This window comes from Tritonibacter multivorans (assembly GCF_001458415.1).
GTDB classification, from domain to species: Bacteria; Pseudomonadota; Alphaproteobacteria; order Rhodobacterales; family Rhodobacteraceae; genus Epibacterium; species Epibacterium multivorans.
This window is the reverse complement of record NZ_CYSD01000016.1, coordinates 1-22,315: the sequence shown is the minus strand read 5'-3', so window position 1 is coordinate 22,315 and position 22,315 is coordinate 1. Positions and strand designations below refer to the sequence as shown.

The following is a 22,315-nucleotide window of genomic DNA, read 5'->3' as shown; positions in this document are numbered from 1 at the left end:
ATCCCTCAAATACGAATGCGTCTACCTGAACGCTTTCGAAACCGGCTCCGAAGCCCGCGACGGGATCGGAAACTGGATCACTTACTACAACGAAAGACGCCCGCACTCATCACATGGGATCATGACGCCGGACGAGGCCTATGATAGACGATCTCCGGACCTGAAGCTTGCCGCCTGAAATGAAACCAATGCTATAGCTTAGCACGGCGGCAAACTGGTCGAATGTCCAGGACCACCTCTGGGCACCAGTGCGCCGATGTTGCTTGCGCCTGACGGATCTCCGAGTTCCGTCATCAGCGAGCGCGACATTCCGACAACGGTGGAAAACACGCCTGCGATTACGAGGGGGTAGAGCGCGTAGGATACCGTGCTGGACAGCCAGCGGTGGAAATAGTCCTTGCTGACGTCGAACAGCGAAAGCGCGATCATGATTGGGGCGATGCCGATCATGAAAGCCAGCATGATCTTTGCGAAGATCAGGACAAGGCCGCAGAGCGCGCCGATGACGCCCAGGAGGAATGCGCCGATCGCACCGATGAGGGCTCCGGCCATCCAATGCATGTTGTCACCGGCCGCGTTCAGGTAGTCGCCAAATTCCTCTATAAGATCGTCGAAGGCCCCGGCAAAGTAGGACGCGCCAGCCCCGCCACCGCCAAGCCCCGCCACCATGCCGCCCGCGAGCTGGTCGAGCCCATTAATCAGCGCGCTGGTCACCGCATTGAATTGGACCCAGTTCATCGCGAATAAAGAGATCAGCATGAGCTTGAGGGCGAACCAGAAGGCGGTTCGCCCATCCATGGATTTGTACTGAAATACCATGTTGAGGAAGACGCCGATCACGGCGAGCGTGGAGGCGACCGCAACGATGCCGCCAAGCTGACCCGCGACGTTGCCAAATGTGGTTTGGGCCGCGTCTTCCAGAAAGTTGTCGGTTGTCTCAACCATCCAGGTGACGACGCCCATAGGATCCCCCTCAGTTAGGTTTAGGCGGTCGCGCCGGTGCGACGTTTCAGGAAGGCTTTCAGAATGTGCTCACCGTCGAAATCCGGCACCACCGACACCAGCTCCCAGCCAGCTTGGCCAAGGGCGGTCAGCTGCGCTTCGATCTTCGGTGGCTTGGTTTTGGCGGTGTTGATCTGTTCAATCTTGTATTCAAACATGGGCTGTTTCCTTTGAATGGGCCGGATCAACCGGCAGGTAAAATTCGGTGATGCCGCGCGCACCTTCATGGCGACCGGCCTGGATAATCACATCGATCGAGCGGGAGATGTAGTCGTTCATGTCCTGGTATGTCATGGGCACATCGGTCTTCAGGGCGGCTATGGCCAGGCGCTGAACCGCCAGCTGCGGCGTTTCAGCATGGAGCGTGGTGAGTGAGCCACCATGGCCGGTGTTTATGGCCTCGAGGAAGGTCATGGCCTCTTTGCCGCGTACTTCGCCCAAGACGATGCGGTCCGGCCGCACGCGCAGGGTGGAGGTCAGCAGGACATCAGCGCTGCGTGTGGCTTCGTCGCGATCAGACATCAGCGTGACGACATTGGGCTGCGTCGGACGCAGTTCAGCGGCCTCTTCGATCGTGACGATACGCTCGTCGGCGGGCACGAAGGAGAGGATTTTACGTGCCGTGACGGTCTTGCCGGTCGAGGTGCCACCGGAGACGATCATGTTGAGCTTGTGGGTGACGCAAAACTTGATCGCGGCGTCGATGTCGCCGGTGGCCACGACATCGCGCAGCTCGGCATTGCGCTCGCGTCTTGCACCCTCGTTGCTGCGCTCTTTTCCGAACAGGTAAGACAGCTTGATCTGTTCTAACGGAAGGTCAGCGAAGAACCGCAGAGAAACTGCGTAACCGCCATCGACGGCCGGTGGTTGGATGACTTGCGCGCGGATCGGGCGGTCACGGTAGGTGATGCTGACCGACACGATCGGTTTCGTTCGGCTGAGCGTAGTGTTCGCGGCCGAAGCAATCTGGTTGCCCAGATCCTTGATCTCGTTCTGCGAAAGCCGTCGATTTACGGACCGCATGAAGTGATCACCCTGAAACTCCGCCCAAAGCGTACCGTCGGGATTGATGCAGAGCTCAATCAACTTTGGGTCACGTGCCTCGGGGATCTTGTCCATCGAGCTTTGCAAATAGCTGGCCGCCATGGTCAAAAAATCTCCAGATCACGATCAACCATCACGGTGACACGGGCACCTTGATCGACATAGATCACGGGCGAGACGGAGAGGTATTCGCCGATCACGCTTTGCGCGCTGTCTTGCAGGTCTTCGCCAATGCCTTCCAGAACATCAGAGGTGATCTCATCTTCGGTGTTCTGGGCTGCCACGGCGGGCAAGGCTCCGATCAGCGATATCAGTGCGGCTGACCCGAACCGCGTGCCAAAGCGGCTGTCGACGAAACCGGTTGTGCCGGAGCGCCCCAACTCATCACCGCCAAAGGCGCTGATTTCGACGGTCTGGTTGCTGGGCAGAATGATCCGGTCCCAGGCGATGGTCACGCGTTGTTGCGCGATGTCGAGGCCAGATTGATATCGCCCGATCAGACGCGCGCCGCGCGGGATCAGGATCTGCGAGCCGTCATAGGCATGAACATCTTCAGACACCATCGCGCGGACCTGACCGGCGAGCGAGCTGTCGATCGCTGTCTCCAACACCGCCTGGATCATCGTGCCCTGAACGACCGTGTTTGACGGGTTCACAATCACCTGGGCCTGCGTCACCTCGGCGGGTTCAGCGCCATTACGGACAAAGTCTGTGTCGCCATCAAGTCGACGCTGCTCGGCGGCGGTTTCATTGTTGCCGTTTCCGGTGCCGCCAAAGGCGATGATCGGGCTGGCGATACGGGCTTGCAGTTCCTCAAGTTCGGCTTGCCGCCGCCGCTCGAGCTCCTGAAGGCGCAGTTCTTCGGCCGTGGGTCCGGTTGGTGCAGGCGAGCGCGGGGCTTCTAGGCGTGCAAGCTCCAGATCATTTTGCAGGCGCTGGATTTGCCGTGTGCGTTCTTCCAGCTCCTCGCGCAAGGCGGCTTGCGTTGCTGCTGCCTCGCTGCGCAGGGCATCGATTTCTGCGCCCAAGGTATCCAGCGCTTCTGTATCGACGGTCGGAGCCTCAGGTGCTGGCGCGTTGCGCAGTGCTTCAAGTTCGGCCCGCATAGCGTCCATTTGCGCGCGCAGCTCTTCTGTTTCTCTGTCTGCTTGCGGCTCCGGCGGCGGGGTTGTGTCTATCGGTGCAGGCGTGGGCTCGAGCGCACCAAAGCCCGGTCCCGCCGCTTGGAATTCATCCGGTGATGCGGTTTCCAGGCTTTCGGGTTCAGAGCTGCCAGAGAACAGCAGCAAGAGACCACCAAGGGCTGCGATTGCCCCAATGCCCAGGGCGATGGTGACAAAAGATGGCCGCGCTTTTAGATTCTTTGGTTTTCCTTCAAGTGCTTCGAGGCGCTTCTTAAGCTCGGCTGTTTCACTCATCCTGATGTGCCTCGCTCATCTCTTGGACGCAGATCTCGTCATCACCAAGCCTGAGAACCCATCTATCGCTGACGCCTGAAACGCGGATCACACCGTCTGGCCGCGCGAGCGCATTCACGCTGCGCTCATTGCCACCGGACCAGCGAAAGATCGCAGGTAGCGGCGCGTTCGCGGCAAAGCGGAAATAGGTGAAGGTCCCGTCGTCCCAGATTTCGCGCGGGGTGATCTCGGATCGCGCGCTGACGCCATAGGCATGGTTTGCTGGTTGGTTCGTTGCCACACGGGATTGCCTAGGGGCTGCCTCGGGATAGGTGAAACGAATAACGTAAAAGGTCGGCGAGCTCGCCTCGGTCACATTGAAATAGTAACTGCGCCGGTTGGTATAGACGGTGATGTTGGTATGCGCGCCGCGCGAGACTGGCTTGATCGCAAAGGCCTGGCCTCCGGGCACGCCGTCCAAAAGGAAGCCCTCGGTATCGCCCGCAATGATCGAGCGGATGGTCTCGCCCTGACCAAACTCGATGCTGGTCACGTGGGTCAGGCTTGTGCGGATGCGATAGACCTGCCCATCCTGATAGGTGGCCTGCCTGACACGTGCATCATAGGGGCCTTGTCGCGGCTGAGTCTCCGCATAGGCGGTGCCAGTAATGGGAACAATGAGGGCGAGGATCAAGAACAGGCGACGCATGGTTTACTCCAGACGATCCGAGCGGATCGCGTATTCTGTGACGGTGAAGCCAAATGGGTTCTGCCAGACATCGTCGATTGACCGGCTATTCTCGGGCCGAAATTCAAACATCAGGGTTGCGGTGAAGAGCCCGTTTTGACTGCCGCGCGGTGAGTTGAGCCGCTTGCGAAGGCGCACTTGGGCACGATTGGTGCTGATATGGGTGATCGACAGAATCTCGACCTCAAGCCGGGCATCTGTGCCATAGCTATCGGGCGGATAGGCCTCATGGCCGCTGGTCCAAAGTGCGCGCAACCCTGCGGCTGCCGCGCCGTCCGACTGGTCCAGGACCCGCCGCACACGCACGTCATTGTCGAGCTGATTGTACGTCTCTCGATCGATGACATAGCGGTAGACCTGAGCCTCGATGATAGCGGGGCGTTCCGTGAGTGAGACCGCTTCAACCATGGCATTGGGGAGGGCCATGCCGGTTTCGCTATCAAAGGGCACGATCATAGGCGACGGGTCCACGTCGAACAGGGCAACGAGGGCGGCGGCGAGGCAACCTGCCATGCCAAACGCCATGCCTGTCAGCCCCAGTTTCTGCCACATGAGCTCGCGTCGTCGTGCGCCATAGACGAGCTCCTCTTCGATGATTTCTGCCTCGCTGTTCATGGGATCAGTCCGCGCGCAAGTCTGGCAGGGTGAAGTCCATATATCGGCGCTCTTCGGCCAGGGTGGCTGCATCGACCACACCGGATTGGCCCGCGCCGACGGTCTGGATGGCTTCAAGCTCCCACATGCGCGTCATGGCAATGGCCAGCTCGGCTGTGACGCGAGTGTTGTGATCGACGGCTTCCTTGAGCGTTTCCATGTCCGGGATCAGTGAAACCAGTTGTTCGACCCGCTCGAGGGATTGCGCGGCCTCGTCATAACTGTTCTCAGCGGCCGCCGACATCACCGCCCCGGTGCCCGCCTGACTGGCAATGCGTTCCGCGCCCGGATTGCCGCTGCTGGCCATGTCGGACAGGCTGTCTTGGTCAAATCCTGCGTCCTCGAGGGCTTGCGTCATGCGGCCTTCCATTTGAGGGGCCGCGTTGCCGATCAGGCCGCTGAAATCGCCGCTTTGGATTTGCCGTATGGTGCCAAGAAGATCGCCGAATTCCTGATCAAGAAGCCCGTCGAGATCACCACCCATGGCCATCTCGATGATGTCTGTCGCACCGGTCAGGGCTGCGTAGGTCTCGTTAAGCGTGTCGAGTTGCTGCTGCACTAGGTCGAGCTGTTCTAGAAGCGTGTCGAGCTGGTCGGTCTGGATCCCGAAATCCTCCAACATTTGCTGCAGCTGGCGAATTTCCTGGGCGATGTTGCGTGTGTCGATAGTCGGAACACCTTGGGCAGATGCGGGAGACGCAACCAACAATGCGCAGGTGGCTGCGGTTGAAAGAAAACGGATCATCGGAGTACCTCCAGATCGAATTGCATGAAGTCTTGTTCGCGTGCCTGTGCGGCCGCCATGGCCAGTTCTGCGGCGCTGAGCGGGCGAGTATGGGCGGCCTTGAGGCGCGTGCGGATCGCGAACAGGCGAGCGAGTTCGGCCCGCGCGTAGGTGTTGAGCGACATGGCCGCGTGAATGTCGTCGGTTTCGCCAATGCGGGTGATGATGTCCTGCACGCGCAGGGCGGCCGCTTGCACCGAGAGCAGTGAGTAGTCGCCATAGACGCCTGCGCCGAAGGAGGTCAGGCTCATGGTGGAGTTGGCGAGCAGAACAGGATCAATGGTGCCGAGCGCGTCAACGCCGCCCACGCGGGCAAGGTAGAGATTGTAGCGCTCGGGGATCACCTGAACGTAGTGCTGGGTCTCAGCGAAAGGGGGCACGCCGCCGTAGCGTTGCACATTGCCCGGACCGGCATTGTAGGCCGCCAGCCCGTGAATGATGTTGCCGTCAAACATGGCCAGCATCTGCGCCAGATAGCGCGCGCCGCCGTTGACCTGGATGTAGGGGTTTTCATAGTAGGCGGGGTAAATCCCGAGATCCTGCGCCGTGCCGGGCATGATCTGGGTCAGGCCGAATGCGCCGACAGGGGAACGCGCGCCGATGGTGAAGCGGCTTTCTTGCCAGATCAGCGCCTGCAACAGACAGCGCCACTGCTTGGGCGATAGACCCGCTGCGCGCACGCCGGACATGTGGTGCGTTTCTTGGGCGGCGCGAATGATCAGTTGTTCGATGGAGCCAGAGGCGTCGCCGAACATCTGGGCTGCGCCGGGGTTTGGATCAACCGGACCATAAAGCGTCTCTGCGGCGCTTTCAGGTGATGAACCAGCTTCCAAACTCGCGACCAGCGCGCCGGAGTTCCCGCTGGCAAGCGTCGAGGCATCTAGGATGTCTTCCAGCGCCTGGAGTTGTTCTTGCTCGAGTTCTTCAAGCTCTTCCTCTTTGGTTATCCGGTCCCGCTGCAGCGCCAGATCCTGTTCGGCTTGCTGCAGCACACGCTCGCGCTGCAAGAACATGCCTGCATCAAATGTGGGAACGCCTTGGGCAAAGGCCATTGGCGCGGCCAGTGACGCCAAGCCTGCAAGGATATGCGGGTGAAGCTTATTCACCCAGTCCACCAATCGGCCCGAGCAGTTCGAAATTGCAGTTGCTGCGACTGACTTCGGCGAAAGAATTGAAGCATTCCGCTTCTGACGGCCGATATTCCGCACAGGCTGTCAGGGTCAAAAGGGTGAGGGTCAGCACGCAAAGTCTACGCATCAATCTGTCTCCAAAAATCGGGGTTCTGGCGATAATCCGCGCCAACCAGCGCTTCGCCTTTTTCCATGCCGCCAAGGATCGTGAGGTAAGCCCCAAGGGAGCTTAGATCGGCGTCAATCACCACCGAGCCCTGATCATCGCGCACCAGCGCCAGGCGAGAGTTGCTACCCGTGCCGAGTAGCACGCTCAGCTCTTTTTCAGTGAGGCCCAGCATCGCGTAATCACTGGCCGAGGCACGGATGTTGGGAAGCAGAAGCTGCGTCGGCACTGCTTCGACAATCGTTTTGCCGGTGCGGGTCTTCTCAAGCTGGCTTGCGTATTGGGTCATCATCACAACGACGGCGTTCTGTTTGCGCGCCGTGACCAGCCAGTTGCTCAGCCGGTCTGCGAAATACGGATTGTCGAGTGCTTTCCAGGCTTCGTCGATGATGATCAACGTCGGCTTGCGGTCCTCGATGACGCGCTCCACGCGGCGGAACAGGTAGGACAGGACCGCCATGCGTTCCTTCTCGCTTTCGCTGTCGAGAATGCCGGTCAGGTCGAACCCCACGACATCGCCATCGAGCGAGAAAGTATCCGCAGAACTTTGCCCGAAGATCCAGCCGTAGCGGCCCTCAGCGGTCCATTCCTGTATCCGTTCGAACAGATCCCCCTCATCCGCCCCGGCCACAAAGAGCGAGGCCAGATCTTGCCAATTGCGAAGGGCGGCATCGCTCGCCCCGGCGTTCTGGCGCACCACTTCTTGGATGCGGTTAATCTGAACTGGGCTCAGGGGCTTGTCAGCGCGATGCAACAGCGTGGCCAGCCAATCGGAGAGCCAGGCTTGGCCGCGCCCATCGATTTCTGTCCGCAGCGGGTTTAGACCTGTCGCTTCTCCAGCCTTGATGGCGCTGTAACGCCCGCCATTGGCCCGCACCGCCATTTCCATGCCTGCACGGTAGTCGAAGACAAATACCCGTGCGTCGCAGCGCCGCGCTTGGGTCATGAGGAAGGCTGACAACACCGATTTGCCGGAGCCAGGGCGGCCAAGGATCAAGGTGTGCCCGCCGGTTGGTTCTTTGTCTGGCTGACCCGTCTCATGGTAGTTGAACAGGAAGCCCGAGCGTTCAGGCGTCGGGAAGAGGGTAATCGGCTTGCCCCAAGGCACTTGATGGCCAGGTTTGCCCAGTTGACCGCGATGAAGCGCTGCGAGATCGGTAAAGTTCGTGTTGGTGATGGCGGCCTTGCGGCTGCGCATCTGCCCATTGCCCGGATGCTGCGCGAAATAATGGGTGCGCGCCGCAAAGCTCTCGTTCACCAGGTTTACGCCTTCACTGGCGGCGATGTTTCGAACCTCGGCGGCAATTGCTTCCAGCTTGTCCTCGGTCTCGGCGAAGACCGTGACCGTCATGTGATGATCGCCGAAGCTGAGGCGCTTCGACTCCAGATCGTCCAGCGCGTCGACCAGTTCTTCTGCGAGGGAAATCGCGCCGTCATCGCTGGCCTTCATCAGACGCTGTTGCCGCTTGATCCGACTGGCCATGATGTTGCTGTTGATCGGCGTGAAGGAATGGGTGACGACCATGTCGACGGGCAGGTTCAGCTCATCGAACATGGTGCAGTTGGTTTTGGCCGGGTAAGTCTTGATCGCAAAGCTGGTGCCAAATCGCTTGCCCGCCGTCCCATCGTCCAGCGTAAAGCCTCGCCCCTGAAACGTAACGCGGGTGTTGGCCACATCCTCGGCAATAGTGCCAAAGCGCGATTTAGCGAAAAGCGGTCGTTCCTGGCCAATATTGAGCGCCCCGAGGAATCCGAGTAGCTCGCCGCTTTTGGCCCCAAGAAGGCGCGGGTTCATCTCGGCAAAGGACGATTGCAAAAACCCGACGACTTCCTCGAGCTTGCGCAGCTGTTTGGCCGTCTGGTCTTTCAGCTGTGCGATTGAGTCCGAGCGCTTCAGTCGCATCCGCGCGCCGAGGGAAGGACGTTTCAGCACCGTGAGCGTGAGCGTCTTGTCCCGCAGGCCCGACCGCGTCATGGCCGTTTGCCAACGGGTATCCAGCGCTTGTGCAAACCCTTTCTCGGGCACCGGTGGCAAAGCGGTCTCAATCGCCTTGGAGACCTTGTGGACGTAGAAACTGTAGTCCGGCCCGATCTGCGCGATGATCGCCGCGAAGAGCGCGCGGATCTTCTCCAAATGCGCGTCATCGCTGGTCATGCTGTTGACGCCATCAAGGCGGATGCACTGGAAAAGGGCATTGCCGCGCGTGCGGATCGTCACGTCATTCACGAGGCTGACATAGGGCAGCATGCTGGCCATCGGGCGCTCTTTGCGCGCCCAGTCCGGCAGCATGGCAAGATCATCCGAGGGGTCATGGAGCATAGCTGTCCCCTGAATTGATTTTGCGGTTCGGCGTAGGGGGCGTTTCCTGCAGTGCGGTGACCATCACCTCAAGAAAGGCCGGATCCCAGTCAGCCGCTTTCCACAGCGCAGGATAGGCCACAGCTGCGATGATGATCACCGGCCAGCTCTGAACCCAGAGAAACAGCAACACAAACCCGAACAGCCAAACCATGGCATACATGATCGGCAAGCCGATGAGCTTTGGCGGCCGGTTCAGGCCGAGGAAGAGGCGGGTTTGCGTTGCCATGCCGAATTTACGCGCCCCAGATGGCGGTCACGATGGTCGGCGCAGCCGCGATGCCTGCAATGGCAACAAGCACCCAAAGGGCTTGGCGGAAATCCAGAATGCCAAAGAGCCAGGAGAGGAACACGCCGATCAGGGCCAGGGTGCCGATCACAATGCCCAAGGGGCCGGTGATCGTGTCGACAATGCCTTGCAGAAGGTTCTGCACCGGGGAGAGGTCAATGCTCTGCGCAAAGGCCGGGTTGGCAATCATCAAACTGGCCAGAGCCAGTGACAGGATCGTGCGGAATTGAATGTGCATCAGGAGGCTCCAGTAAGTCGATCACGCACGGCCATGACGCGGCGCACGTGATTTTGGGTTTCTCGGTAGGGAGGGATGCCGCCATAGCGCGCGACCGCGTCAGGCCCCGCGTTGTAGGCGGCAAGCGCGAGTTCGGGCGTGCCGAATTGTGCAAGCATCATCAGAAGGTAACGGGCGGAGCCATCCAGATTGGCCTGCCAGTCATGCGGATCCACACCAAGCTGCGCGGCCGTAGCTGGCATCAGCTGTCCGAGGCCGATAGCACCTGCGGAGCTGCGCGCATTTGGGCGATAGGCGCTTTCAATCTCAATATTGGCTTGGAAGAGCACCTGCCACTCCGTCACGGACAGGCCAGCGCGGCGTAGTGCGGGGTGTCCGCCATAGCGATGCGCGGTGCTTTCAAGGGCTGTGAGGATCTCGGGGCGGGGAACCGCGCGGGTGGGTGCAGGAGGCGGATCTTCAGGCTGAGGCGCTGCGAACACGATCAGCTCTGGTGGGTTTGCTCCAATCCCGTCGACGTAGCTCTGCGCGAAACCTGATTGCGGTGCTTTGGTCTCGAGCTGGCCATCGGCCCGCATGGAAAGCACGAAGCCTTCAGAATGGGCGGGTGCTGCAAGGAATGCCGCAAGGACAGCAAGTGGCTTAGCCCGCGTCGTCCAAATTGTGAGAGGCGATCTTGCCTTCGAGCATCGGGATCGAGACGACCGAAACTCCAAGTCCTGCAAGGAAGCTGGATAAGCCATTGATAGTCTTGAATTCTCGGGCGGCCATATTGTTGCGCGCGGTAACGAGCAGGCGACGCGTCTCACCATCTGGCGAGACGCAATGCACGGTCCAAATCCCGGACCACTGAGCACCTGTACGTTTGGGCGTAACCCGACACACAACATCCGCCGAATGACCCTCGGCAAGCAGCGTGCGCAGCCCGTCTTCACTGACAACATTGGGGGCGTCTTGCATCAAATTCATAGGATCGAGCCTTGCAGAATTGTGCATTGGCCCGGCAGTCCCTCATGGACTACCCAACCGATACAATATTATAATCTTGCAATCAATAGGTGCAATTTGAGTTATTGCGCCTTTCATGCGTTGAAACGAATTTACTGCAACGGAGTGGCTGAGCCAAGATAATATGGCGCTTTTGAAACAAACATGGGCGATTATGATCGTTCTGAGCTGGAGTTCTGCGGCGATCGCGGGCAGTTGTCTGCCGCCTGCTCCGCCCTGGATGCCGACCAATGCCGATGACGTATGGGCCTATGCGGACCTGTTGAGGCGTGATGCGGAGACGTATTTTACCGAAGTTGAGCGGTACTTCCGTTGCCAGGACCTGGAGCGTCGTGAGATCTTCGAGCAAGCGCGCGTCGCCAGCGAAGACTACGCGCGCGTTTTGGAGCTTCTGGACGACGTGAGGAAATGACACCTGTCCTCACGTAGAGAAAGATGCCTTTCAACAAAGCGGCGGCGAAGGTCGCCAACGCGCTGACGAAGTGAAATTGCGCTGCGACTGAACCAACGTCGACTTTCCAACTAGCGGGCTTTTAAAGCATCCAACATCGGACAGTCGCTTTGTCCCTTTGCGCAGTTCGCGACCAGCTCGACCAGAGCCTTCTCAAGTTTCCGAAGCTCCGCCAGTTTCGCCTGAACGTCCGAGAGATGCTTGCTTCCAAGTCGCTCGACCGTCTCACATGCATCGGACGGTGCATCGGCGAGATTGCGAAGCGCAACTGCGTCTTGGATGGAGAACCCAAGATCACGGCATCGTTTGATGAAGCGAAGCTCTGAAATCTCAGTGTCCGAATAAGCTCGTCGCCCAGAAGCAGTGCGGACTGCCTTTGATATTATCCCCTCACGCTCATAGTAGCGGATCGTCTCTATTGAAACGCCACTAAGGCGGGATGCCTCACCAATCGCAATCATGTGATCGAACTCCGCTTGCTTCTGTAGTGACTACAGGATGCATAAGATCAGCCATGATGTCGAATACTGAAACTCTTCAAGATGAAACCAATGGGCCAAACCGACTGCTGATCGGCGGCGCTGGTCTGTTGGCTTTGCTAAGCGCATCCTGCTGCGTATTGCCGATTGGCCTTTCAATCATAGGGCTGGGTGGCACGTGGCTGGTTTTGCTTGGGCCATTTGTCGAGTATCGCACCGAGATATTGGTTGTCGTGGGACTTGTACTTGCTTGGGGATGGTTCCGCCTTTGGCGGCGTTGGGCATGCGCAAAACGCAGGCGCTCAACTGTCGTTATGCTTGGCTTCACGACGCTGGCTTTCGCTCTCGCTGCCAGTTCACCTCTCTGGGAAGAAGACGCGGCGAGGACGATGTTTGCCTTGTTTAGGCAGTATCGATGAGGGGCTGGTTGCTTCCACTGAGCCTGGGCGGTTTGGGATTGGCCGCGGTCTGCTGCCTGACGCCTTTTCTACCATGGCTGTTTTCGCTTCTTGGGATCAGCGGAGCACTCGGTTACGTCTATAGAGACGACGTGCTGCTGCCAATCCTTGCTGGATTTCTACTACTTACAGGATACGCGCTATGGCGACGCAAACGAGCGAAGTGAACTTTCAATCTACGATTACCTGCCCCGAATGTGGACACGCTACCGAAGAGACGATGCCGACGGATGCATGTCAGTGGTTCTATGAATGTAAGTCCTGCCACACTGTTCTAAAACCGCTCGAAGGGGACTGCTGCGTGTACTGCTCCTACGGCACGGTCAAATGTCCGCCAATCCAAGAGGGAGGCTCGTGCTGCGGGTGATCAGTGCTCGTTTTCGCAATGCTCATGGTCAGCAAGTGAAGCCAGAACGTAGCAGTCCTCGGACACACCATGTCCGTCGCATCCCTTGGCCATGCGAACCAACTCCCTTTCGAGCGCCTTCAGCTTTTTGACCTTCGCGCGAACATCCGCGAGTTGTGCCACCGCAATTTTCGTAGCGGCTTGGCATGACCGATCCGGGTGTTCCTGTAGCTCGATCAGGGACAAGATTGCCTCAATCGAAAAGCCCAGATCGCGTGCATGGCGGATGAAACTGAGCCGTTCCAATCCCGCTTTGTCATAGCGTCTTTGGTTGCCGCTTGTGCGCTCGGCCTCCACCAACAGGCCCATCTCCTCATAGTAGCGGATGGTTGGAACCTTGACCTTGGTGCGTCTTGAAAGCTCGCCGATAGAAAACATGAAGAAACCTCTTGAACCTCTAGTCACTAGAGATTGTAAATAGGGTGGGACACAGACTCAAGAGGCTACGATGACCGATCAATTCCTGTCCCCAACATCCCTTCTGGATTTCGAGGCTGGCCCTATTCAGCGCCTTGTTGCTGATCGTGGCTGGATGAACCTTTCAAACGCCGACCGTATCGGTGCCGCCTATGACTTTGTCCGCAACGAAATCCTGTTCGGTTACAACTCCGATGATGCGCTGCCGGCGTCCAGGGTGCTGTCCGATGGCTATGGGCAGTGCAACACGAAGGGCACCTTGCTGATGGCGCTTCTGCGCGCCCTTGGTGTGCCGTGCCGCTTTCACGGTTTCACCATCGACAAGCGGTTGCAGCGCGGAGTCGTGCCAGAGCTGGTCTATCCGCTTGCCCCTGCCAACATCATCCACTCTTGGGTCGAAATCCATCATAGAGAGCAGTGGTTGAACCTGGAGGGCTTCATCCTGGATGCACCCATCCTGGCGGCGCTGCAAAATGCTTTTCCAGAACGTCAATCGCTCTGCGCCTATGGTGCTGGCACGGATTGTCTTCAGAACCCAAACGTCGAATGGCACGGGGTCAGTACCTATATTCAAAAAACCGGAATCAACAACGACTTCGGCACCTTCGATGACCCCGATGCCTTTTATGCAACCCACCGTCAGCTGACCGGCGTGAAGGGGCTTCTCTATCGTGTCATCATTCGCCATTGGATGAACCACCGCGTCAGGAGGATGCGCAAAGGCCACGTGCCGGATATTCCCGGCGGCGAAGCAGCCCTTGTTCCAGATCAATCAATCCCTGAAACGCAGGAGGCAACCTAATGCCTGGATGCTGTGGACACGATGCCAAATTCGAAGGCGTCTCGGACGACTATAAACGGCGGCTTTGGATCGTCATTGCCCTGAACGCAACGATGTTCGTGGTCGAGATGGCTGCGGGCCATCTGGCCAACTCGCAAGCCCTGCAAGCGGATGCCCTCGACTTCGCAGGCGACGCCCTGACCTACGGCATTTCGCTGGCGGTCATCGGGGCTTCAATCAGAGCGCGCACGAACGCCGCCTTGTTCAAGGGGGTCAGCCTTCTGTTGATGGGGTTGTGGGTCTTCGGCTCTACCGTCTACCGCGTCTTCTACGTTGGTGTCCCAACCGCCGAGATCATGGGTGCAGTGGGCTTTCTTGCCCTGCTCACCAATCTGGCGAGTGTTCTCTTGCTTGTCAGATACAAAGACGGCGACGCCAACGTTCGGTCAGTTTGGCTGTGCTCGCGCAACGACGCTATTGGAAATGTCGCGGTCATGTTTGCTGCGTTAGGCGTCTGGGGCACGGCAAGTGGCTGGCCGGACTTGATCGTCGCAACCGTCATGGCGGGACTGTTTCTGTCCTCGGCCTATCAGATCGTGCGCCAGGCTCTCGCGGAGCGCCGCCAGATGATCGAGCACGGGCATGTAGAAACATGATGCAGACAGCTATCATCTATCTCGGCTTCGGGGTTGCAGCAGCGACGCTCACAGCAATCCTATGGTCGATTGTTTTTCCCAAGCGCCGCATATGGCCGCCGAAACAGTATACCGCCCTTACGCCAGTGTTCGTCTGGGTGCCGACTTTCACGCTGTTCGGCATCCTCATCGTCTTGGGGATACTGGGTTGGGGCAACGCCGCCATTCAAGGTTGGCTGCGCTTCGGGGTCGGACTTCCACTAATAGTGATCGGCAATGTCATTGTCTGGCTGGAGGTCTCGCACTTCGGAGTGCCCCAGACGGGTGGTGCCAAGGGCACGCTGCGCACCGAAGGCATGTATCGGTATTCTCGAAATCCGCAATATGTGGCCGATATTGCTATCGTCGGCGGGTGGATGATCTTGTCAGCTGCGCCCTGGGTGTTCGCGGTTGGCGCTCCGGTAATTGCGATATTGGTGGTCACCCCATTTGCTGAAGAGCGTTGGCTAAAGGATCAGTACGGCACTGCGTTTGAGGATTATGCTAAACGGGTCAGACGGTTTTTCTGAAAGTTGAATGAGCGACAAAACCGACCTTCGCTATTTTACGTCAACCTGCCGTCCAAAGTTGCTCAATCTTATGGTGACAGTCTCGGGCAAAATACCCGTTGGCTGTGCAAGCTCCAATCACTGCTTCTTGGCTGGATCGCATCAGTGATGCGGATCTTCACCGGAAGCCATCTGTATGTGGTGCGCCTGATGGTGCGCACCGATTGTCATAACGCCGAAGAACCCGAGGCCAAGGACGCGGGCAAGCTCCTGTTCGGTCTGGACCTCGATGCGCATGGTCGCTCCGTCCGTGGACGGTTCAGCAGTCACCGTCCATCCAGTTGCCAATTCCAACATCGGTGAATGTGCCGTCGCCATGCGCGCGACGGCATCGGCCACAATCCCCTCGCCGGTAACGCGAAACTCGACTTTCCTGCCTTCGGTCTGAGTGTTCACGGTCGCTTGGGTCGTGACCAACTCCATATCCACGAGGTGATCGCGCAGCGCCTGAATATTGACCTTGGTCCAGTCGGTACCGGGGTCGTCTGACAGGATTTGTACGATTTCCGAAATTGCGGCGAAGGCGGACTGCCCTGTTTCCAAAGGGCCGTCCGAGCCCTGATGGGCATGTTGGGCGGCGGCTGGAAGGGCTATGAGCGCCACGATGGCGCAAAGTGTCGTTCTGATCATGGTATGTCCGTTCTTGCATTTGGGGTTGGTGGCTTGCTACACCCCAGACGCAGATCCGAATATGATTGAAATCACATGTTACCCACCCCGTTCGGCGCATTGGATGAAAAATCTCTGTCTCAAATGCGTTATTCCATTGGAGACCACGTGTTCCGGCAGGGCGACACCACAAAGGGCATATTCTTTGTGGCGTCAGGTGGCATCTGCCTAACTCGCGTGACGGAATCTGGAAACTCCGTAACGATCTACAACGCTCAGACTGGCGACATGTTTGCCGAAGCATCCATTTATTCGGATCACTACCACTGCGACGCGATTTGTACTGCTCCATCCGAAGTTGTTCGGATTTCGAAGCAAGCCATCCAGAAGCAACTACGTGAAGACACGGCTTTTTCGGAAGGGATCACCAAGCGATTGGCGGTGCAGGTGCAGGATTACCGCCAGCTATTGACGCTGCACGCTATGAAATCAGCGAACGACCGCGTATTGCTGGCGGTAGAATTGGGCAAGCTGACCGGTTCGGTCACACAATTCGCCAACCAGATCGGGTTGACCAAAGAAGCCTGCTATCGGGCCCTCAGAGATCTGTCTGATCGGGGATTGCTGACAAAAACCGGGCGCGGGCGCTATGCTCCCACGCCACGTAGCGAAGACCGCCTTCCTTAGTTGTGCGGTGGGTTGCGACCGGCTTGAATTTGCTGAACGCGGTCCGGCCAGGTTGATCTGATATAGGCCAGGATGTCCCAAATATCGTCATCGGTGAGAGCATCGCCAAAACCCGGCATACCGCTTGCGAAGCCGGTGATACCGCGCGCAGCCAATGCTTCCTCTCCACCAAGCCGAGTGTATTCGAACAAAAGCTGGTTATCGTGGTGCCATGTGTGCCCGGTCTCATCATGGGGCGGTGCGGGCAAGACGCCGTTTTCATCAGGCGTGCGCCAGTCGGGTTTCCCTTCAAGACTGGCCCCATGGCAGGACGCGCATTGTTCGCTGTAGAGGGTTTGACCATTGGTCAAATCTCGGTCATCCAATTCGTGACCGGCGATTGCACCGGTCGCGATACAGCATGCGGCAATGATCAAAACGCGTTTCATGCGACTTCCACCCATGTCTTCATGCCCGCCGCTTGATGGCCTAGCATGTGGCAGTGCAACAGCCATTTCCCGGGGTTGTCGAACACGCAGACGATGTCGCGGGCCTCACCTGCATCCACAAGTGTGGTGTCTCGAAAAGCGCCCAGATTGTTGTCAGCCCGGACCTCAAAGAAATGATGCCCGTGCAGATGGATGCCATGCGGGAAACGGGTGTCGTTCACCAGACGAATACGCGCTGTCTGCCCACGTTCGAACAGATGAAACGGGGTATCCGTCAGACCGGACTGCCCGTTGAACGCCCAGATATCGCCACCCATCATACCTTGCATCATGCGACGGCTCATGGCCCCACCTTCCATGGTAAGCGTCAGGGAAACCGCATTGTCTAAGTCGGGCTGCGTAACCTCGTTTGGTAGCAACGCAGAAATCTCCGATGGTTGCCGCTCCGTGTTCGCGTCCTCAACGGGGATTTCACCCAGCAAGTAGGGGCCGTCCTGCGTGGGAAACATGAAGGCGATTTGGTCCGGGGAAGTGATGTCCGCGATGATATCCGCGCGTTGGGCCGGGGCAAGAATGAGACTGGATAACTCCTGTGGACTGACAAGGGGCATTCCGTCATTTGCAACGATCTTGCCGTCGACACCTTCAATCTCAATCGGGAAAATCCTGTCGGTCGCAACATTGATCAGACGAAGGCGCACACGATCACCACGACGGACGGGCGTGCTCGGTTCGACAAGAGCACGGGCATAGTTGCCGAGCCGCCCCTGATGCGCCTGATCGTGCATATTTTCGAAACCATCGGCCAGCGTGCCCGCTTCGGTCATGCGCCAATCATCTATCAACACGATCAAATCGTGATCCACGTCCGGTGGCGTCAACTCTTCCACGATCAACGGGCCATAGAGTCCCTTTGCAACCTGTTCCCAAGATCGGTTGTGCGAATGGTACCAGAAGGTGCCTGCATCCGGCGCACGGAAACGATAGGCGAACTCGGCATCCACTTCGACGACGTCTTGCGTCAGGCCCGGAACGCCATCCATTGCATTGTCGATACGCAGCCCATGCCAATGCACCGCCGATCCCTCGCCGATCTGGTTCCGGAACCGGATGTCAAAGATTTCTCCCTGACGGGTCCGCAGCACTGGTCCGGGCGTGCTGCCGTTGAATCCCAGCATAGGCGTTGCCGGTTCCCCAACGGGCAGGATTTGCGCGCTGACCGGCTGCGCAACCAGTTCCGTTGGGGTCGAAGCAAGTGTGATACGCGGAACCAATGCCGCCACGCTTGTCGTGATCAAGAATTCTCGTCTGTTCATGGAAGGCCTCAGTTCGGAAGGGTCTGAACGCTGGTGAGTGTTGCGGTTGCCGCAAGCACGACCAGGATGACCGCTGTTTCAATTTCGATGGAGCGCGCCAGATGCTGCGCGGCTTTGCTGTCTCCGGCCTGCATGGCGGGAACAAAGCGAAGCTTGTTTGCGGCTGCCAGAATCAGGATCGCGCCGACAAGCACCAGCTTGATCAGAAGGGTTTGCCCATACCCGGTTGACAAGAGTGCCCTCAGATCGCCCAGCAACAGCCAGGCCATCAACAGGCCTGCCAGGATCAGCACCGGGACAATCACTGCCGCCGCTTGCCCAAAACGATGCCCCAGCAGGGCCGCGTCGTCCAAGTGTTCTGGCAGTCGTGACAGGTTCCGTAAGGGGCCAAGGATACCGATCCAGAACGCGATACCAAGAAGGTGCAATAGAAGGAGCAGACGGATGCCAGTTTGCTGCAAGTCAGGTACGTGCCCGATTTTTGCAAAGGACCACAAGGCAATGGTCCCGCCAGCAAGTGAAACCCACGTCCCAAAACGGGGAATGAACATTCCCGCGATTAGGATTGCCACACCAACAACCCGATAAACCAAAACGTCGCCAACCGGTGTTTGCCACAACAGCCCGAGCATTTCGGGATCCGTCATGCCATCGGCTCCACCCGTCAGAGCGGCCCCGCGCAGCATGAAGCCGAACACCGCTGCGAAAATGGCAAGTCCCGCCAACACCACAGCCTTCGCCTTGATCCGGCGGCATAGTGGTAGCACCAGATTTGGAAAGGCCGCTAGAATGATCACAAGCCCGGTCGACCCAACGACGCCAAAATACAGCGTCAGTTTGGCGAATATCGCGGCTATTCCCCAGATATCCGGCATGGTCATTCCACCGTGAACGAGAATTCGCCCTGCATGGCGTGCCCGTCTGAACCTAATCCCCGCCATTCGATGCGGTAGGTGCCTTTCCCCATGCCTTCGAGGGGCAGCGTGAACACACGGTCAAAGCTCGTCTGATCCCCGAGATCAAGCCGGACAGACGGATGATCCTGATGGTGCATATCAACCCGTGTAAGACGGATATCATTGGCAAAGTTGAAGCTGATCTCGGGCGGGACTTCCGTGATTGTCGCGCCATTCTCAGGCGTTGTGTGATCTACGGGTGAATGCGCAAACGCACTGGTCGCCAGAACGGTCATCAACGCAAATGTGGTAAGTTTGTTCATTTGAGTATTCCTTAGTTTATTCCATTGGCACGCTGGATTTCGCGGATGTAGGCGGTGACCATGGCAACGTCACCACGGGTCAAGCCTTCGACCGGTGGCATGTCACCAAAACGCCAGTGATGGCTTCTGACTCCGTTCGCGACAGCGCGCTGAAAGGATTCGTCAGCGTGATGGCTGGGCTCATAGATCACATGGATCAATGGTGGTCCCGCGCCCTCAACACCAACAGCGTTGGTGCCGTGACAGGCGGTACAGGTATTCTCGAATATGCGTTGGCCTATCGCTGCGTTGCCGTCGATTTGCGGCATCTGGATCGCAACAATTGCGTTACCTTCAACAGGTGCCGCTTGCGCGACTTCCTCTGCGGGGCCGGGTCGAAGAACGAGGTATGCAGCGACGGCTGCCACGGCGCACGCGCCGATCACGATGTATTTTTTGTTCATGGATTGGTCCTTACCTTGTGAAACAGGGGCGGGCCGCAGTGTTCCTGCGACCTTTCTAAAACGCTGATCACTCACGCAAGCAGCGCTGAAATCCTGATTCAAAGGTTGGGTGGTCTGTCCGGGTTGTCCGGCTCTTCCAGAGTTGAGAGGTGGCCAACCTGCCAACCCAATACGGCCTCGGATTGGTCAAAAACTGCGTCGGAAGTTAGCAGTATTAGCGCGAGAGAATTGCACAGGAATGGATTGCATTCGTCATGCTCTATCCCATCTGATCCAAGCAGTGTGCTGCTCGTCAATTCCCCCAAAGCGTGGCCAGTGTGGTTTTCGACCACAGGCATGACCTTGTGCTCGTCACAATGCCCACCAACGCAACCCATGGATAAAGCATGCGCAGCGCTGCTTAGCCCCGTCATAAAGACCAGAAGAACAACAAGCAGTATTGAGGTTATGTTTCGAAGGCACTTCACACAGCGAAGCTATCTCAGTTTCCGATCCATTACAACGCGAGCCCTCTGTCAGGTGGTATGAACTCCAACCGCCCTAAGAAAAAAGCCACTCACCCGATTGCAGACCTCCAGGCAACACGCCGCATTTGATAAAATGAGCTTTTTCCGGCCGTTAGCTGCGGTTTGCGCCAATGTCCGTTTCAGCGGGATGATCTGAGCAGTTTGATGTTTCAGGATGACCATCATCGTAAAGCGCCGCCTGTGTTTCACCATTGTCCCAATGGTACAGCAAGCCGATTTCTTCGCCTGTATTGATACATGTAATGCGGCCGATGGCTTCGGCCGTTGTGCGAGCACTCTCAAATTCGGGCAAAACTAGCCCCTCTCGTTAAACAATTCCTTTGGATCGACGCCGAGAGCATCCGCGATCCGCTCCAGAACATCGATTGATGCCGAATTTTTGGCGAGTTCGATCTCGCTGATATAGCTGCGATCGACTTCCGCAGCTAAGGCTAATTGTTCTTGGCTCAATCCTCTGGAATTTCTTAGATTCCGTACATTTAGCCCTACTCGTTCCCGCAATTTCATGGCCTGTATTCGGCCAGATCACAAGAACTGCTCTACGGAATATATTCCACAAAACGCGCGCGAGCATCACAAATGATGTTCTCGTATATGGTGTGATGGGGGCTGTTGGAGCTACATTTACAATAATACAGTAATGCAGCAAAGGACATATATTGATATGTGGTGCAGATCTATCAGGAATTGGTTCTTTGGGGTCGCAATGTCTCTGCTTTCCAGTGTGGCTCCGCAGGCGGTAAAAGCCTATCAGGTTGACTGCGCCATTCTGCTTTGCCTGGCTGGTGGGTGGCCCGCGTCAGCAGAATGCGCTCATGCCCGTGCTGTGTTCATCCGTCGGATTACTCCTTGGCCGATCGAGCCACCATTACAAATCTGGCGTTGTCCTATGGGGGTTTCTGAGCGCGCGCCATTGCAAAGCAAGGCCCCGAAAATCTGGGAAGCCAGCAACCAAACAGGTCAAACGCTCGGCCAAGTCATTCTGGCGCAAGTGGTCGAAGATGGTGCCGATATCGACATCAGTGGCTTGGAATTCGATTTCGTGCGCTCGATCCGTGTCTGGGATGTTCGGCATTACAGTCATCGCGAACGTGGTCGCGACGATGATTGCTCCGAGAATTACAATATGCTCCTCGGCACCTACGGCACGCAGGGCGATTTCGGCTGGCAACGCACGACGCCAGCGGCCGCCCCGCAGTGGGTGCTTCCATCGCGGCGCTGTTCGTCATCAAATTGGCGTCGCGGAGTCGGCGTTGAATGGGAGGATCACGAAGGCAGCCACGGATATGAGTGGGTGGCCTATTAGGGCTATTCCCCGATATCCTTCATGCGTTCCGAGATATCGACCGCAATGCGCTCATACAAGGCTGCTTGCTTGTCTCTGGGAGAGCCGGGCTTCGGACTTCTTCGGCGGATGCGCTTCGCGAGCCAGAAGAGCAGCCGCGCGGCGGGGTCTTCCAGTTTTTCCGGCACAGGGGCCGGATAATTTTCTTCGAGTAGGGCAACGACCTCAGCATTCATACTGCGGTGGTTGGCCTCAGCCGCGAGGCGTATCCTATCGCGCAGGCCGTCCGGCAGCCGCACGATAAATTTATCCTGATTCTGAGAGCTTTGTTCTGCCATGATGGCACTGTGCCATAAAAATCGATTGACGCAATAGTGGCTAAGTGCCACTAACGGGATATTGTTTCAACCTGGAGGCGTTTCATGAACAGTCGTAAACCAATGCAACTTCGGCTTCCGCAAGAGCTCAAGGAGTGGATCAAGGCGGAGTCCGATCGCAATGGCAGAGGTGGTCCTGGACATTCGACCAGTTTGCCGCCGTGCTAAGCTATAGCATTGGTTTCATTTCAGGCGGCAAGCTTCAGGTCCGGAGATCGTCTATCATAGGCCTCGTCCGGCGTCATGATCCCATGTGATGAGTGCGGGCGTCTTTCGTTGTAGTAAGTGATCCAGTTTCCGATCCCGTCGCGGGCTTCGGAGCCGGTTTCGAAAGCGTTCAGGTAGACGCATTCGTATTTGAGGGATCGCC

36 protein-coding genes are annotated in these 22,315 nt (G+C 57.8%); 10 read left to right on the top strand and 26 right to left on the bottom strand.

Annotation, left to right across the window (positions count from 1 at the left end; genetic code table 11):
• A partial coding sequence (locus TRM7557_RS19540) for an integrase core domain-containing protein (RefSeq protein WP_082626520.1) occupies positions 1-178 on the top strand: 178 nt, incomplete at its 5' end.
• Positions 179-198: 20 nt separating this feature from the next.
• Here the strand turns inward: TRM7557_RS19540 and TRM7557_RS05805 are convergent.
• The 14 genes from TRM7557_RS05805 to TRM7557_RS05750 form a co-directional block, all read right to left on the bottom strand.
• The gene (locus TRM7557_RS05805; RefSeq protein ID WP_328586540.1) at positions 199-963 is read right to left on the bottom strand and encodes a TrbL/VirB6 family protein; all 765 of its coding nucleotides are present in this window, start codon (positions 961-963) and stop codon (positions 199-201) included.
• A gap of 20 nt (positions 964-983) precedes the next feature.
• Complete coding sequence (locus TRM7557_RS19535; RefSeq protein WP_165592414.1) at positions 984-1,160, bottom strand: DUF4177 domain-containing protein; 177 nt, start codon at positions 1,158-1,160, stop codon at positions 984-986.
• The gene (locus TRM7557_RS05800) at positions 1,153-2,148 is read right to left on the bottom strand and encodes an ATPase, T2SS/T4P/T4SS family (RefSeq protein ID WP_058289281.1); all 996 of its coding nucleotides are present in this window, start codon (positions 2,146-2,148) and stop codon (positions 1,153-1,155) included. Before TRM7557_RS05800 ends, TRM7557_RS19535 begins: the two co-directional genes overlap by 8 nt.
• A gap of 2 nt (positions 2,149-2,150) precedes the next feature.
• On the bottom strand, positions 2,151-3,464 hold the full coding sequence (locus TRM7557_RS05795) for a TraB/TrbI/VirB10 family type IV secretion system protein (protein WP_058289280.1): 1,314 nt from the start codon (positions 3,462-3,464) through the stop codon (positions 2,151-2,153).
• Positions 3,457-4,152 carry a TrbG/VirB9 family P-type conjugative transfer protein gene (locus TRM7557_RS05790; protein ID WP_058289279.1) on the bottom strand — a complete coding sequence of 232 codons (696 nt, stop codon included), beginning with the start codon at positions 4,150-4,152 and terminating at the stop codon, positions 3,457-3,459. Before TRM7557_RS05790 ends, TRM7557_RS05795 begins: the two co-directional genes overlap by 8 nt.
• A 3-nt stretch (positions 4,153-4,155) precedes the next feature.
• A complete protein-coding gene (locus TRM7557_RS05785; protein WP_058289278.1) occupies positions 4,156-4,806 on the bottom strand; it encodes a VirB8 family type IV secretion system protein in 651 nt (216 codons plus the stop codon).
• 4 nt (positions 4,807-4,810) lie between these two features.
• Positions 4,811-5,590, bottom strand: a complete 780-nt coding sequence (locus TRM7557_RS05780) for a type IV secretion system protein (RefSeq protein ID WP_058289277.1) — start codon at positions 5,588-5,590, stop codon at positions 4,811-4,813.
• Complete coding sequence (locus TRM7557_RS05775; RefSeq protein ID WP_058289276.1) at positions 5,587-6,681, bottom strand: lytic transglycosylase domain-containing protein; 1,095 nt, start codon at positions 6,679-6,681, stop codon at positions 5,587-5,589. The genes TRM7557_RS05780 and TRM7557_RS05775 overlap by 4 nt, the downstream gene beginning before the upstream one ends.
• Before the next feature lie 46 nt (positions 6,682-6,727).
• Complete coding sequence (locus TRM7557_RS19980) at positions 6,728-6,886, bottom strand: hypothetical protein (RefSeq protein ID WP_024096575.1); 159 nt, start codon at positions 6,884-6,886, stop codon at positions 6,728-6,730.
• Positions 6,879-9,245 (bottom strand): VirB4 family type IV secretion/conjugal transfer ATPase, encoded by a 2,367-nt coding sequence (locus TRM7557_RS05770; protein WP_058289275.1) that lies wholly within the window; start codon positions 9,243-9,245, stop codon positions 6,879-6,881. Before TRM7557_RS05770 ends, TRM7557_RS19980 begins: the two co-directional genes overlap by 8 nt.
• The gene (locus TRM7557_RS05765; protein ID WP_058289274.1) at positions 9,235-9,513 is read right to left on the bottom strand and encodes a VirB3 family type IV secretion system protein; all 279 of its coding nucleotides are present in this window, start codon (positions 9,511-9,513) and stop codon (positions 9,235-9,237) included. The genes TRM7557_RS05770 and TRM7557_RS05765 overlap by 11 nt, the downstream gene beginning before the upstream one ends.
• A 7-nt stretch (positions 9,514-9,520) precedes the next feature.
• A complete protein-coding gene (locus TRM7557_RS05760) occupies positions 9,521-9,811 on the bottom strand; it encodes a TrbC/VirB2 family type IV secretion system protein (protein WP_025060020.1) in 291 nt (96 codons plus the stop codon).
• Entirely contained in the window at positions 9,811-10,389 is a 579-nt protein-coding gene (locus TRM7557_RS05755) for a lytic transglycosylase domain-containing protein (RefSeq protein WP_058289273.1), read from the bottom strand. Before TRM7557_RS05755 ends, TRM7557_RS05760 begins: the two co-directional genes overlap by 1 nt.
• Positions 10,390-10,453: 64 nt before the next feature.
• Positions 10,454-10,780, bottom strand: a complete 327-nt coding sequence (locus TRM7557_RS05750; RefSeq protein WP_051588446.1) for a hypothetical protein — start codon at positions 10,778-10,780, stop codon at positions 10,454-10,456.
• A 193-nt stretch (positions 10,781-10,973) separates the two neighbouring features.
• Between TRM7557_RS05750 and TRM7557_RS05745 the strand changes: the two genes are divergently transcribed.
• Positions 10,974-11,231 (top strand): hypothetical protein, encoded by a 258-nt coding sequence (locus TRM7557_RS05745; protein ID WP_074942181.1) that lies wholly within the window; start codon positions 10,974-10,976, stop codon positions 11,229-11,231.
• A gap of 110 nt (positions 11,232-11,341) precedes the next feature.
• Here the strand turns inward: TRM7557_RS05745 and TRM7557_RS05740 are convergent, their stop codons facing one another.
• The gene (locus TRM7557_RS05740) at positions 11,342-11,731 is read right to left on the bottom strand and encodes a MerR family transcriptional regulator (RefSeq protein ID WP_058289271.1); all 390 of its coding nucleotides are present in this window, start codon (positions 11,729-11,731) and stop codon (positions 11,342-11,344) included.
• A gap of 53 nt (positions 11,732-11,784) precedes the next feature.
• Between TRM7557_RS05740 and TRM7557_RS05735 the strand changes: the two genes are divergently transcribed.
• Genes TRM7557_RS05735 through TRM7557_RS20260 form a run of 3 tightly spaced genes read left to right on the top strand, consistent with a single transcriptional unit; the run spans position 11,785 to position 12,574 of the window.
• A complete protein-coding gene (locus TRM7557_RS05735) occupies positions 11,785-12,168 on the top strand; it encodes a hypothetical protein (RefSeq protein WP_035262771.1) in 384 nt (127 codons plus the stop codon).
• The gene (gene merF, locus TRM7557_RS19530) at positions 12,165-12,374 is read left to right on the top strand and encodes a mercury resistance system transport protein MerF (RefSeq protein ID WP_074942175.1); all 210 of its coding nucleotides are present in this window, start codon (positions 12,165-12,167) and stop codon (positions 12,372-12,374) included. Before TRM7557_RS05735 ends, merF begins: the two co-directional genes overlap by 4 nt.
• Positions 12,350-12,574, top strand: a complete 225-nt coding sequence (locus TRM7557_RS20260; RefSeq protein ID WP_074942176.1) for a GDCCVxC domain-containing (seleno)protein — start codon at positions 12,350-12,352, stop codon at positions 12,572-12,574. Before merF ends, TRM7557_RS20260 begins: the two co-directional genes overlap by 25 nt.
• Here the strand turns inward: TRM7557_RS20260 and TRM7557_RS05730 are convergent, their stop codons facing one another.
• Positions 12,575-12,991 carry a MerR family transcriptional regulator gene (locus tag TRM7557_RS05730; RefSeq protein ID WP_035262768.1) on the bottom strand — a complete coding sequence of 139 codons (417 nt, stop codon included), beginning with the start codon at positions 12,989-12,991 and terminating at the stop codon, positions 12,575-12,577.
• Between the two features lie 70 nt (positions 12,992-13,061).
• On the opposite strand from TRM7557_RS05730, the gene TRM7557_RS05725 reads away from it, so the two are divergent.
• Genes TRM7557_RS05725 through TRM7557_RS05715 form a run of 3 tightly spaced genes read left to right on the top strand, consistent with a single transcriptional unit; the run spans position 13,062 to position 15,015 of the window.
• Complete coding sequence (locus TRM7557_RS05725; RefSeq protein ID WP_058289270.1) at positions 13,062-13,832, top strand: transglutaminase-like domain-containing protein; 771 nt, start codon at positions 13,062-13,064, stop codon at positions 13,830-13,832.
• Complete coding sequence (locus tag TRM7557_RS05720; protein WP_058289269.1) at positions 13,832-14,467, top strand: cation transporter; 636 nt, start codon at positions 13,832-13,834, stop codon at positions 14,465-14,467. The genes TRM7557_RS05725 and TRM7557_RS05720 overlap by 1 nt, the downstream gene beginning before the upstream one ends.
• Positions 14,464-15,015: a methyltransferase family protein gene (locus TRM7557_RS05715; RefSeq protein WP_074942177.1), complete on the top strand. Its 552-nt coding sequence runs from the start codon at positions 14,464-14,466 to the stop codon at positions 15,013-15,015. The genes TRM7557_RS05720 and TRM7557_RS05715 overlap by 4 nt, the downstream gene beginning before the upstream one ends.
• Positions 15,016-15,156: 141 nt before the next feature.
• Here the strand turns inward: TRM7557_RS05715 and TRM7557_RS05710 are convergent, their stop codons facing one another.
• Positions 15,157-15,684, bottom strand: a complete 528-nt coding sequence (locus tag TRM7557_RS05710) for a hypothetical protein (RefSeq protein ID WP_058289268.1) — start codon at positions 15,682-15,684, stop codon at positions 15,157-15,159.
• A 75-nt stretch (positions 15,685-15,759) separates the two neighbouring features.
• Here TRM7557_RS05710 and TRM7557_RS05705 point away from each other — a divergent pair, with 75 nt between their 5' ends.
• Entirely contained in the window at positions 15,760-16,350 is a 591-nt protein-coding gene (locus TRM7557_RS05705) for a Crp/Fnr family transcriptional regulator (protein WP_074942178.1), read from the top strand.
• Here the strand turns inward: TRM7557_RS05705 and TRM7557_RS05700 are convergent.
• From TRM7557_RS05700 to TRM7557_RS05670, 7 genes are all read right to left on the bottom strand, one after another.
• Positions 16,347-16,778 carry a c-type cytochrome gene (locus TRM7557_RS05700; RefSeq protein ID WP_058289266.1) on the bottom strand — a complete coding sequence of 144 codons (432 nt, stop codon included), beginning with the start codon at positions 16,776-16,778 and terminating at the stop codon, positions 16,347-16,349. The two genes, TRM7557_RS05705 and TRM7557_RS05700, sit on opposite strands and share 4 nt — an antisense overlap.
• Complete coding sequence (locus tag TRM7557_RS05695) at positions 16,775-18,076, bottom strand: multicopper oxidase family protein (protein WP_235811413.1); 1,302 nt, start codon at positions 18,074-18,076, stop codon at positions 16,775-16,777. Before TRM7557_RS05695 ends, TRM7557_RS05700 begins: the two co-directional genes overlap by 4 nt.
• Before the next feature lie 26 nt (positions 18,077-18,102).
• Entirely contained in the window at positions 18,103-18,969 is an 867-nt protein-coding gene (locus TRM7557_RS05690; RefSeq protein WP_058289282.1) for a copper resistance D family protein, read from the bottom strand.
• A gap of 2 nt (positions 18,970-18,971) precedes the next feature.
• Positions 18,972-19,313, bottom strand: a complete 342-nt coding sequence (locus TRM7557_RS05685; protein ID WP_058289264.1) for a copper resistance CopC family protein — start codon at positions 19,311-19,313, stop codon at positions 18,972-18,974.
• Between the two features lie 11 nt (positions 19,314-19,324).
• On the bottom strand, positions 19,325-19,756 hold the full coding sequence (locus tag TRM7557_RS05680; protein WP_058289263.1) for a c-type cytochrome: 432 nt from the start codon (positions 19,754-19,756) through the stop codon (positions 19,325-19,327).
• 618 nt (positions 19,757-20,374) lie between these two features.
• Positions 20,375-20,575: a hypothetical protein gene (locus tag TRM7557_RS05675; protein WP_058289262.1), complete on the bottom strand. Its 201-nt coding sequence runs from the start codon at positions 20,573-20,575 to the stop codon at positions 20,375-20,377.
• A 2-nt stretch (positions 20,576-20,577) separates the two neighbouring features.
• Positions 20,578-20,790 (bottom strand): helix-turn-helix domain-containing protein, encoded by a 213-nt coding sequence (locus tag TRM7557_RS05670; RefSeq protein WP_035262737.1) that lies wholly within the window; start codon positions 20,788-20,790, stop codon positions 20,578-20,580.
• 199 nt (positions 20,791-20,989) lie between these two features.
• Between TRM7557_RS05670 and TRM7557_RS05665 the strand changes: the two genes are divergently transcribed.
• On the top strand, positions 20,990-21,589 hold the full coding sequence (locus tag TRM7557_RS05665) for a hypothetical protein (RefSeq protein WP_235811411.1): 600 nt from the start codon (positions 20,990-20,992) through the stop codon (positions 21,587-21,589).
• 2 nt (positions 21,590-21,591) lie between these two features.
• On the opposite strand, the gene TRM7557_RS05660 is transcribed toward TRM7557_RS05665, so the two are convergent.
• Both TRM7557_RS05660 and TRM7557_RS05655 read right to left on the bottom strand, forming a co-directional pair.
• Positions 21,592-21,906 carry an Arc family DNA-binding protein gene (locus tag TRM7557_RS05660; protein ID WP_058289260.1) on the bottom strand — a complete coding sequence of 105 codons (315 nt, stop codon included), beginning with the start codon at positions 21,904-21,906 and terminating at the stop codon, positions 21,592-21,594.
• 227 nt (positions 21,907-22,133) lie between these two features.
• A partial coding sequence (locus TRM7557_RS05655; protein ID WP_165592413.1) for an integrase core domain-containing protein occupies positions 22,134-22,315 on the bottom strand: 182 nt, incomplete at its 5' end.

Bases quoted from the DNA above. Each gene is read 5' to 3' on its own strand.
- TRM7557_RS05805 (WP_328586540.1), bottom strand. From the start codon at position 963: ATGGGCGTCGTCACCTGGATGGTTGAGACAACCGACAACTTTCTGGAA.
- TRM7557_RS19535 (WP_165592414.1), bottom strand. From the start codon at position 1,160: ATGTTTGAATACAAGATTGAACAGATCAACACCGCCAAAACCAAGCCA.
- TRM7557_RS05800 (WP_058289281.1), bottom strand. From the start codon at position 2,148: ATGGCGGCCAGCTATTTGCAAAGCTCGATGGACAAGATCCCCGAGGCA.
- TRM7557_RS05795 (WP_058289280.1), bottom strand. From the start codon at position 3,464: ATGAGTGAAACAGCCGAGCTTAAGAAGCGCCTCGAAGCACTTGAAGGA.
- TRM7557_RS05790 (WP_058289279.1), bottom strand. From the start codon at position 4,152: ATGCGTCGCCTGTTCTTGATCCTCGCCCTCATTGTTCCCATTACTGGC.
- TRM7557_RS05785 (WP_058289278.1), bottom strand. From the start codon at position 4,806: ATGAACAGCGAGGCAGAAATCATCGAAGAGGAGCTCGTCTATGGCGCA.
- TRM7557_RS05780 (WP_058289277.1), bottom strand. From the start codon at position 5,590: ATGATCCGTTTTCTTTCAACCGCAGCCACCTGCGCATTGTTGGTTGCG.
- TRM7557_RS05775 (WP_058289276.1), bottom strand. From the start codon at position 6,681: ATGGCCTTTGCCCAAGGCGTTCCCACATTTGATGCAGGCATGTTCTTG.
- TRM7557_RS19980 (WP_024096575.1), bottom strand. From the start codon at position 6,886: ATGCGTAGACTTTGCGTGCTGACCCTCACCCTTTTGACCCTGACAGCC.
- TRM7557_RS05770 (WP_058289275.1), bottom strand. From the start codon at position 9,245: ATGCTCCATGACCCCTCGGATGATCTTGCCATGCTGCCGGACTGGGCG.
- TRM7557_RS05765 (WP_058289274.1), bottom strand. From the start codon at position 9,513: ATGGCAACGCAAACCCGCCTCTTCCTCGGCCTGAACCGGCCGCCAAAG.
- TRM7557_RS05760 (WP_025060020.1), bottom strand. From the start codon at position 9,811: ATGCACATTCAATTCCGCACGATCCTGTCACTGGCTCTGGCCAGTTTG.
- TRM7557_RS05755 (WP_058289273.1), bottom strand. From the start codon at position 10,389: ATGCGGGCCGATGGCCAGCTCGAGACCAAAGCACCGCAATCAGGTTTC.
- TRM7557_RS05750 (WP_051588446.1), bottom strand. From the start codon at position 10,780: ATGAATTTGATGCAAGACGCCCCCAATGTTGTCAGTGAAGACGGGCTG.
- TRM7557_RS05745 (WP_074942181.1), top strand. From the start codon at position 10,974: ATGATCGTTCTGAGCTGGAGTTCTGCGGCGATCGCGGGCAGTTGTCTG.
- TRM7557_RS05740 (WP_058289271.1), bottom strand. From the start codon at position 11,731: ATGATTGCGATTGGTGAGGCATCCCGCCTTAGTGGCGTTTCAATAGAG.
- TRM7557_RS05735 (WP_035262771.1), top strand. From the start codon at position 11,785: ATGATGTCGAATACTGAAACTCTTCAAGATGAAACCAATGGGCCAAAC.
- merF (WP_074942175.1), top strand. From the start codon at position 12,165: ATGAGGGGCTGGTTGCTTCCACTGAGCCTGGGCGGTTTGGGATTGGCC.
- TRM7557_RS20260 (WP_074942176.1), top strand. From the start codon at position 12,350: ATGGCGACGCAAACGAGCGAAGTGAACTTTCAATCTACGATTACCTGC.
- TRM7557_RS05730 (WP_035262768.1), bottom strand. From the start codon at position 12,991: ATGTTTTCTATCGGCGAGCTTTCAAGACGCACCAAGGTCAAGGTTCCA.
- TRM7557_RS05725 (WP_058289270.1), top strand. From the start codon at position 13,062: ATGACCGATCAATTCCTGTCCCCAACATCCCTTCTGGATTTCGAGGCT.
- TRM7557_RS05720 (WP_058289269.1), top strand. From the start codon at position 13,832: ATGCCTGGATGCTGTGGACACGATGCCAAATTCGAAGGCGTCTCGGAC.
- TRM7557_RS05715 (WP_074942177.1), top strand. From the start codon at position 14,464: ATGATGCAGACAGCTATCATCTATCTCGGCTTCGGGGTTGCAGCAGCG.
- TRM7557_RS05710 (WP_058289268.1), bottom strand. From the start codon at position 15,684: ATGATCAGAACGACACTTTGCGCCATCGTGGCGCTCATAGCCCTTCCA.
- TRM7557_RS05705 (WP_074942178.1), top strand. From the start codon at position 15,760: ATGTTACCCACCCCGTTCGGCGCATTGGATGAAAAATCTCTGTCTCAA.
- TRM7557_RS05700 (WP_058289266.1), bottom strand. From the start codon at position 16,778: ATGAAACGCGTTTTGATCATTGCCGCATGCTGTATCGCGACCGGTGCA.
- TRM7557_RS05690 (WP_058289282.1), bottom strand. From the start codon at position 18,969: ATGCCGGATATCTGGGGAATAGCCGCGATATTCGCCAAACTGACGCTG.
- TRM7557_RS05685 (WP_058289264.1), bottom strand. From the start codon at position 19,313: ATGAACAAACTTACCACATTTGCGTTGATGACCGTTCTGGCGACCAGT.
- TRM7557_RS05680 (WP_058289263.1), bottom strand. From the start codon at position 19,756: ATGAACAAAAAATACATCGTGATCGGCGCGTGCGCCGTGGCAGCCGTC.
- TRM7557_RS05670 (WP_035262737.1), bottom strand. From the start codon at position 20,790: ATGAAATTGCGGGAACGAGTAGGGCTAAATGTACGGAATCTAAGAAAT.
- TRM7557_RS05665 (WP_235811411.1), top strand. From the start codon at position 20,990: ATGTCTCTGCTTTCCAGTGTGGCTCCGCAGGCGGTAAAAGCCTATCAG.
- TRM7557_RS05660 (WP_058289260.1), bottom strand. From the start codon at position 21,906: ATGGCAGAACAAAGCTCTCAGAATCAGGATAAATTTATCGTGCGGCTG.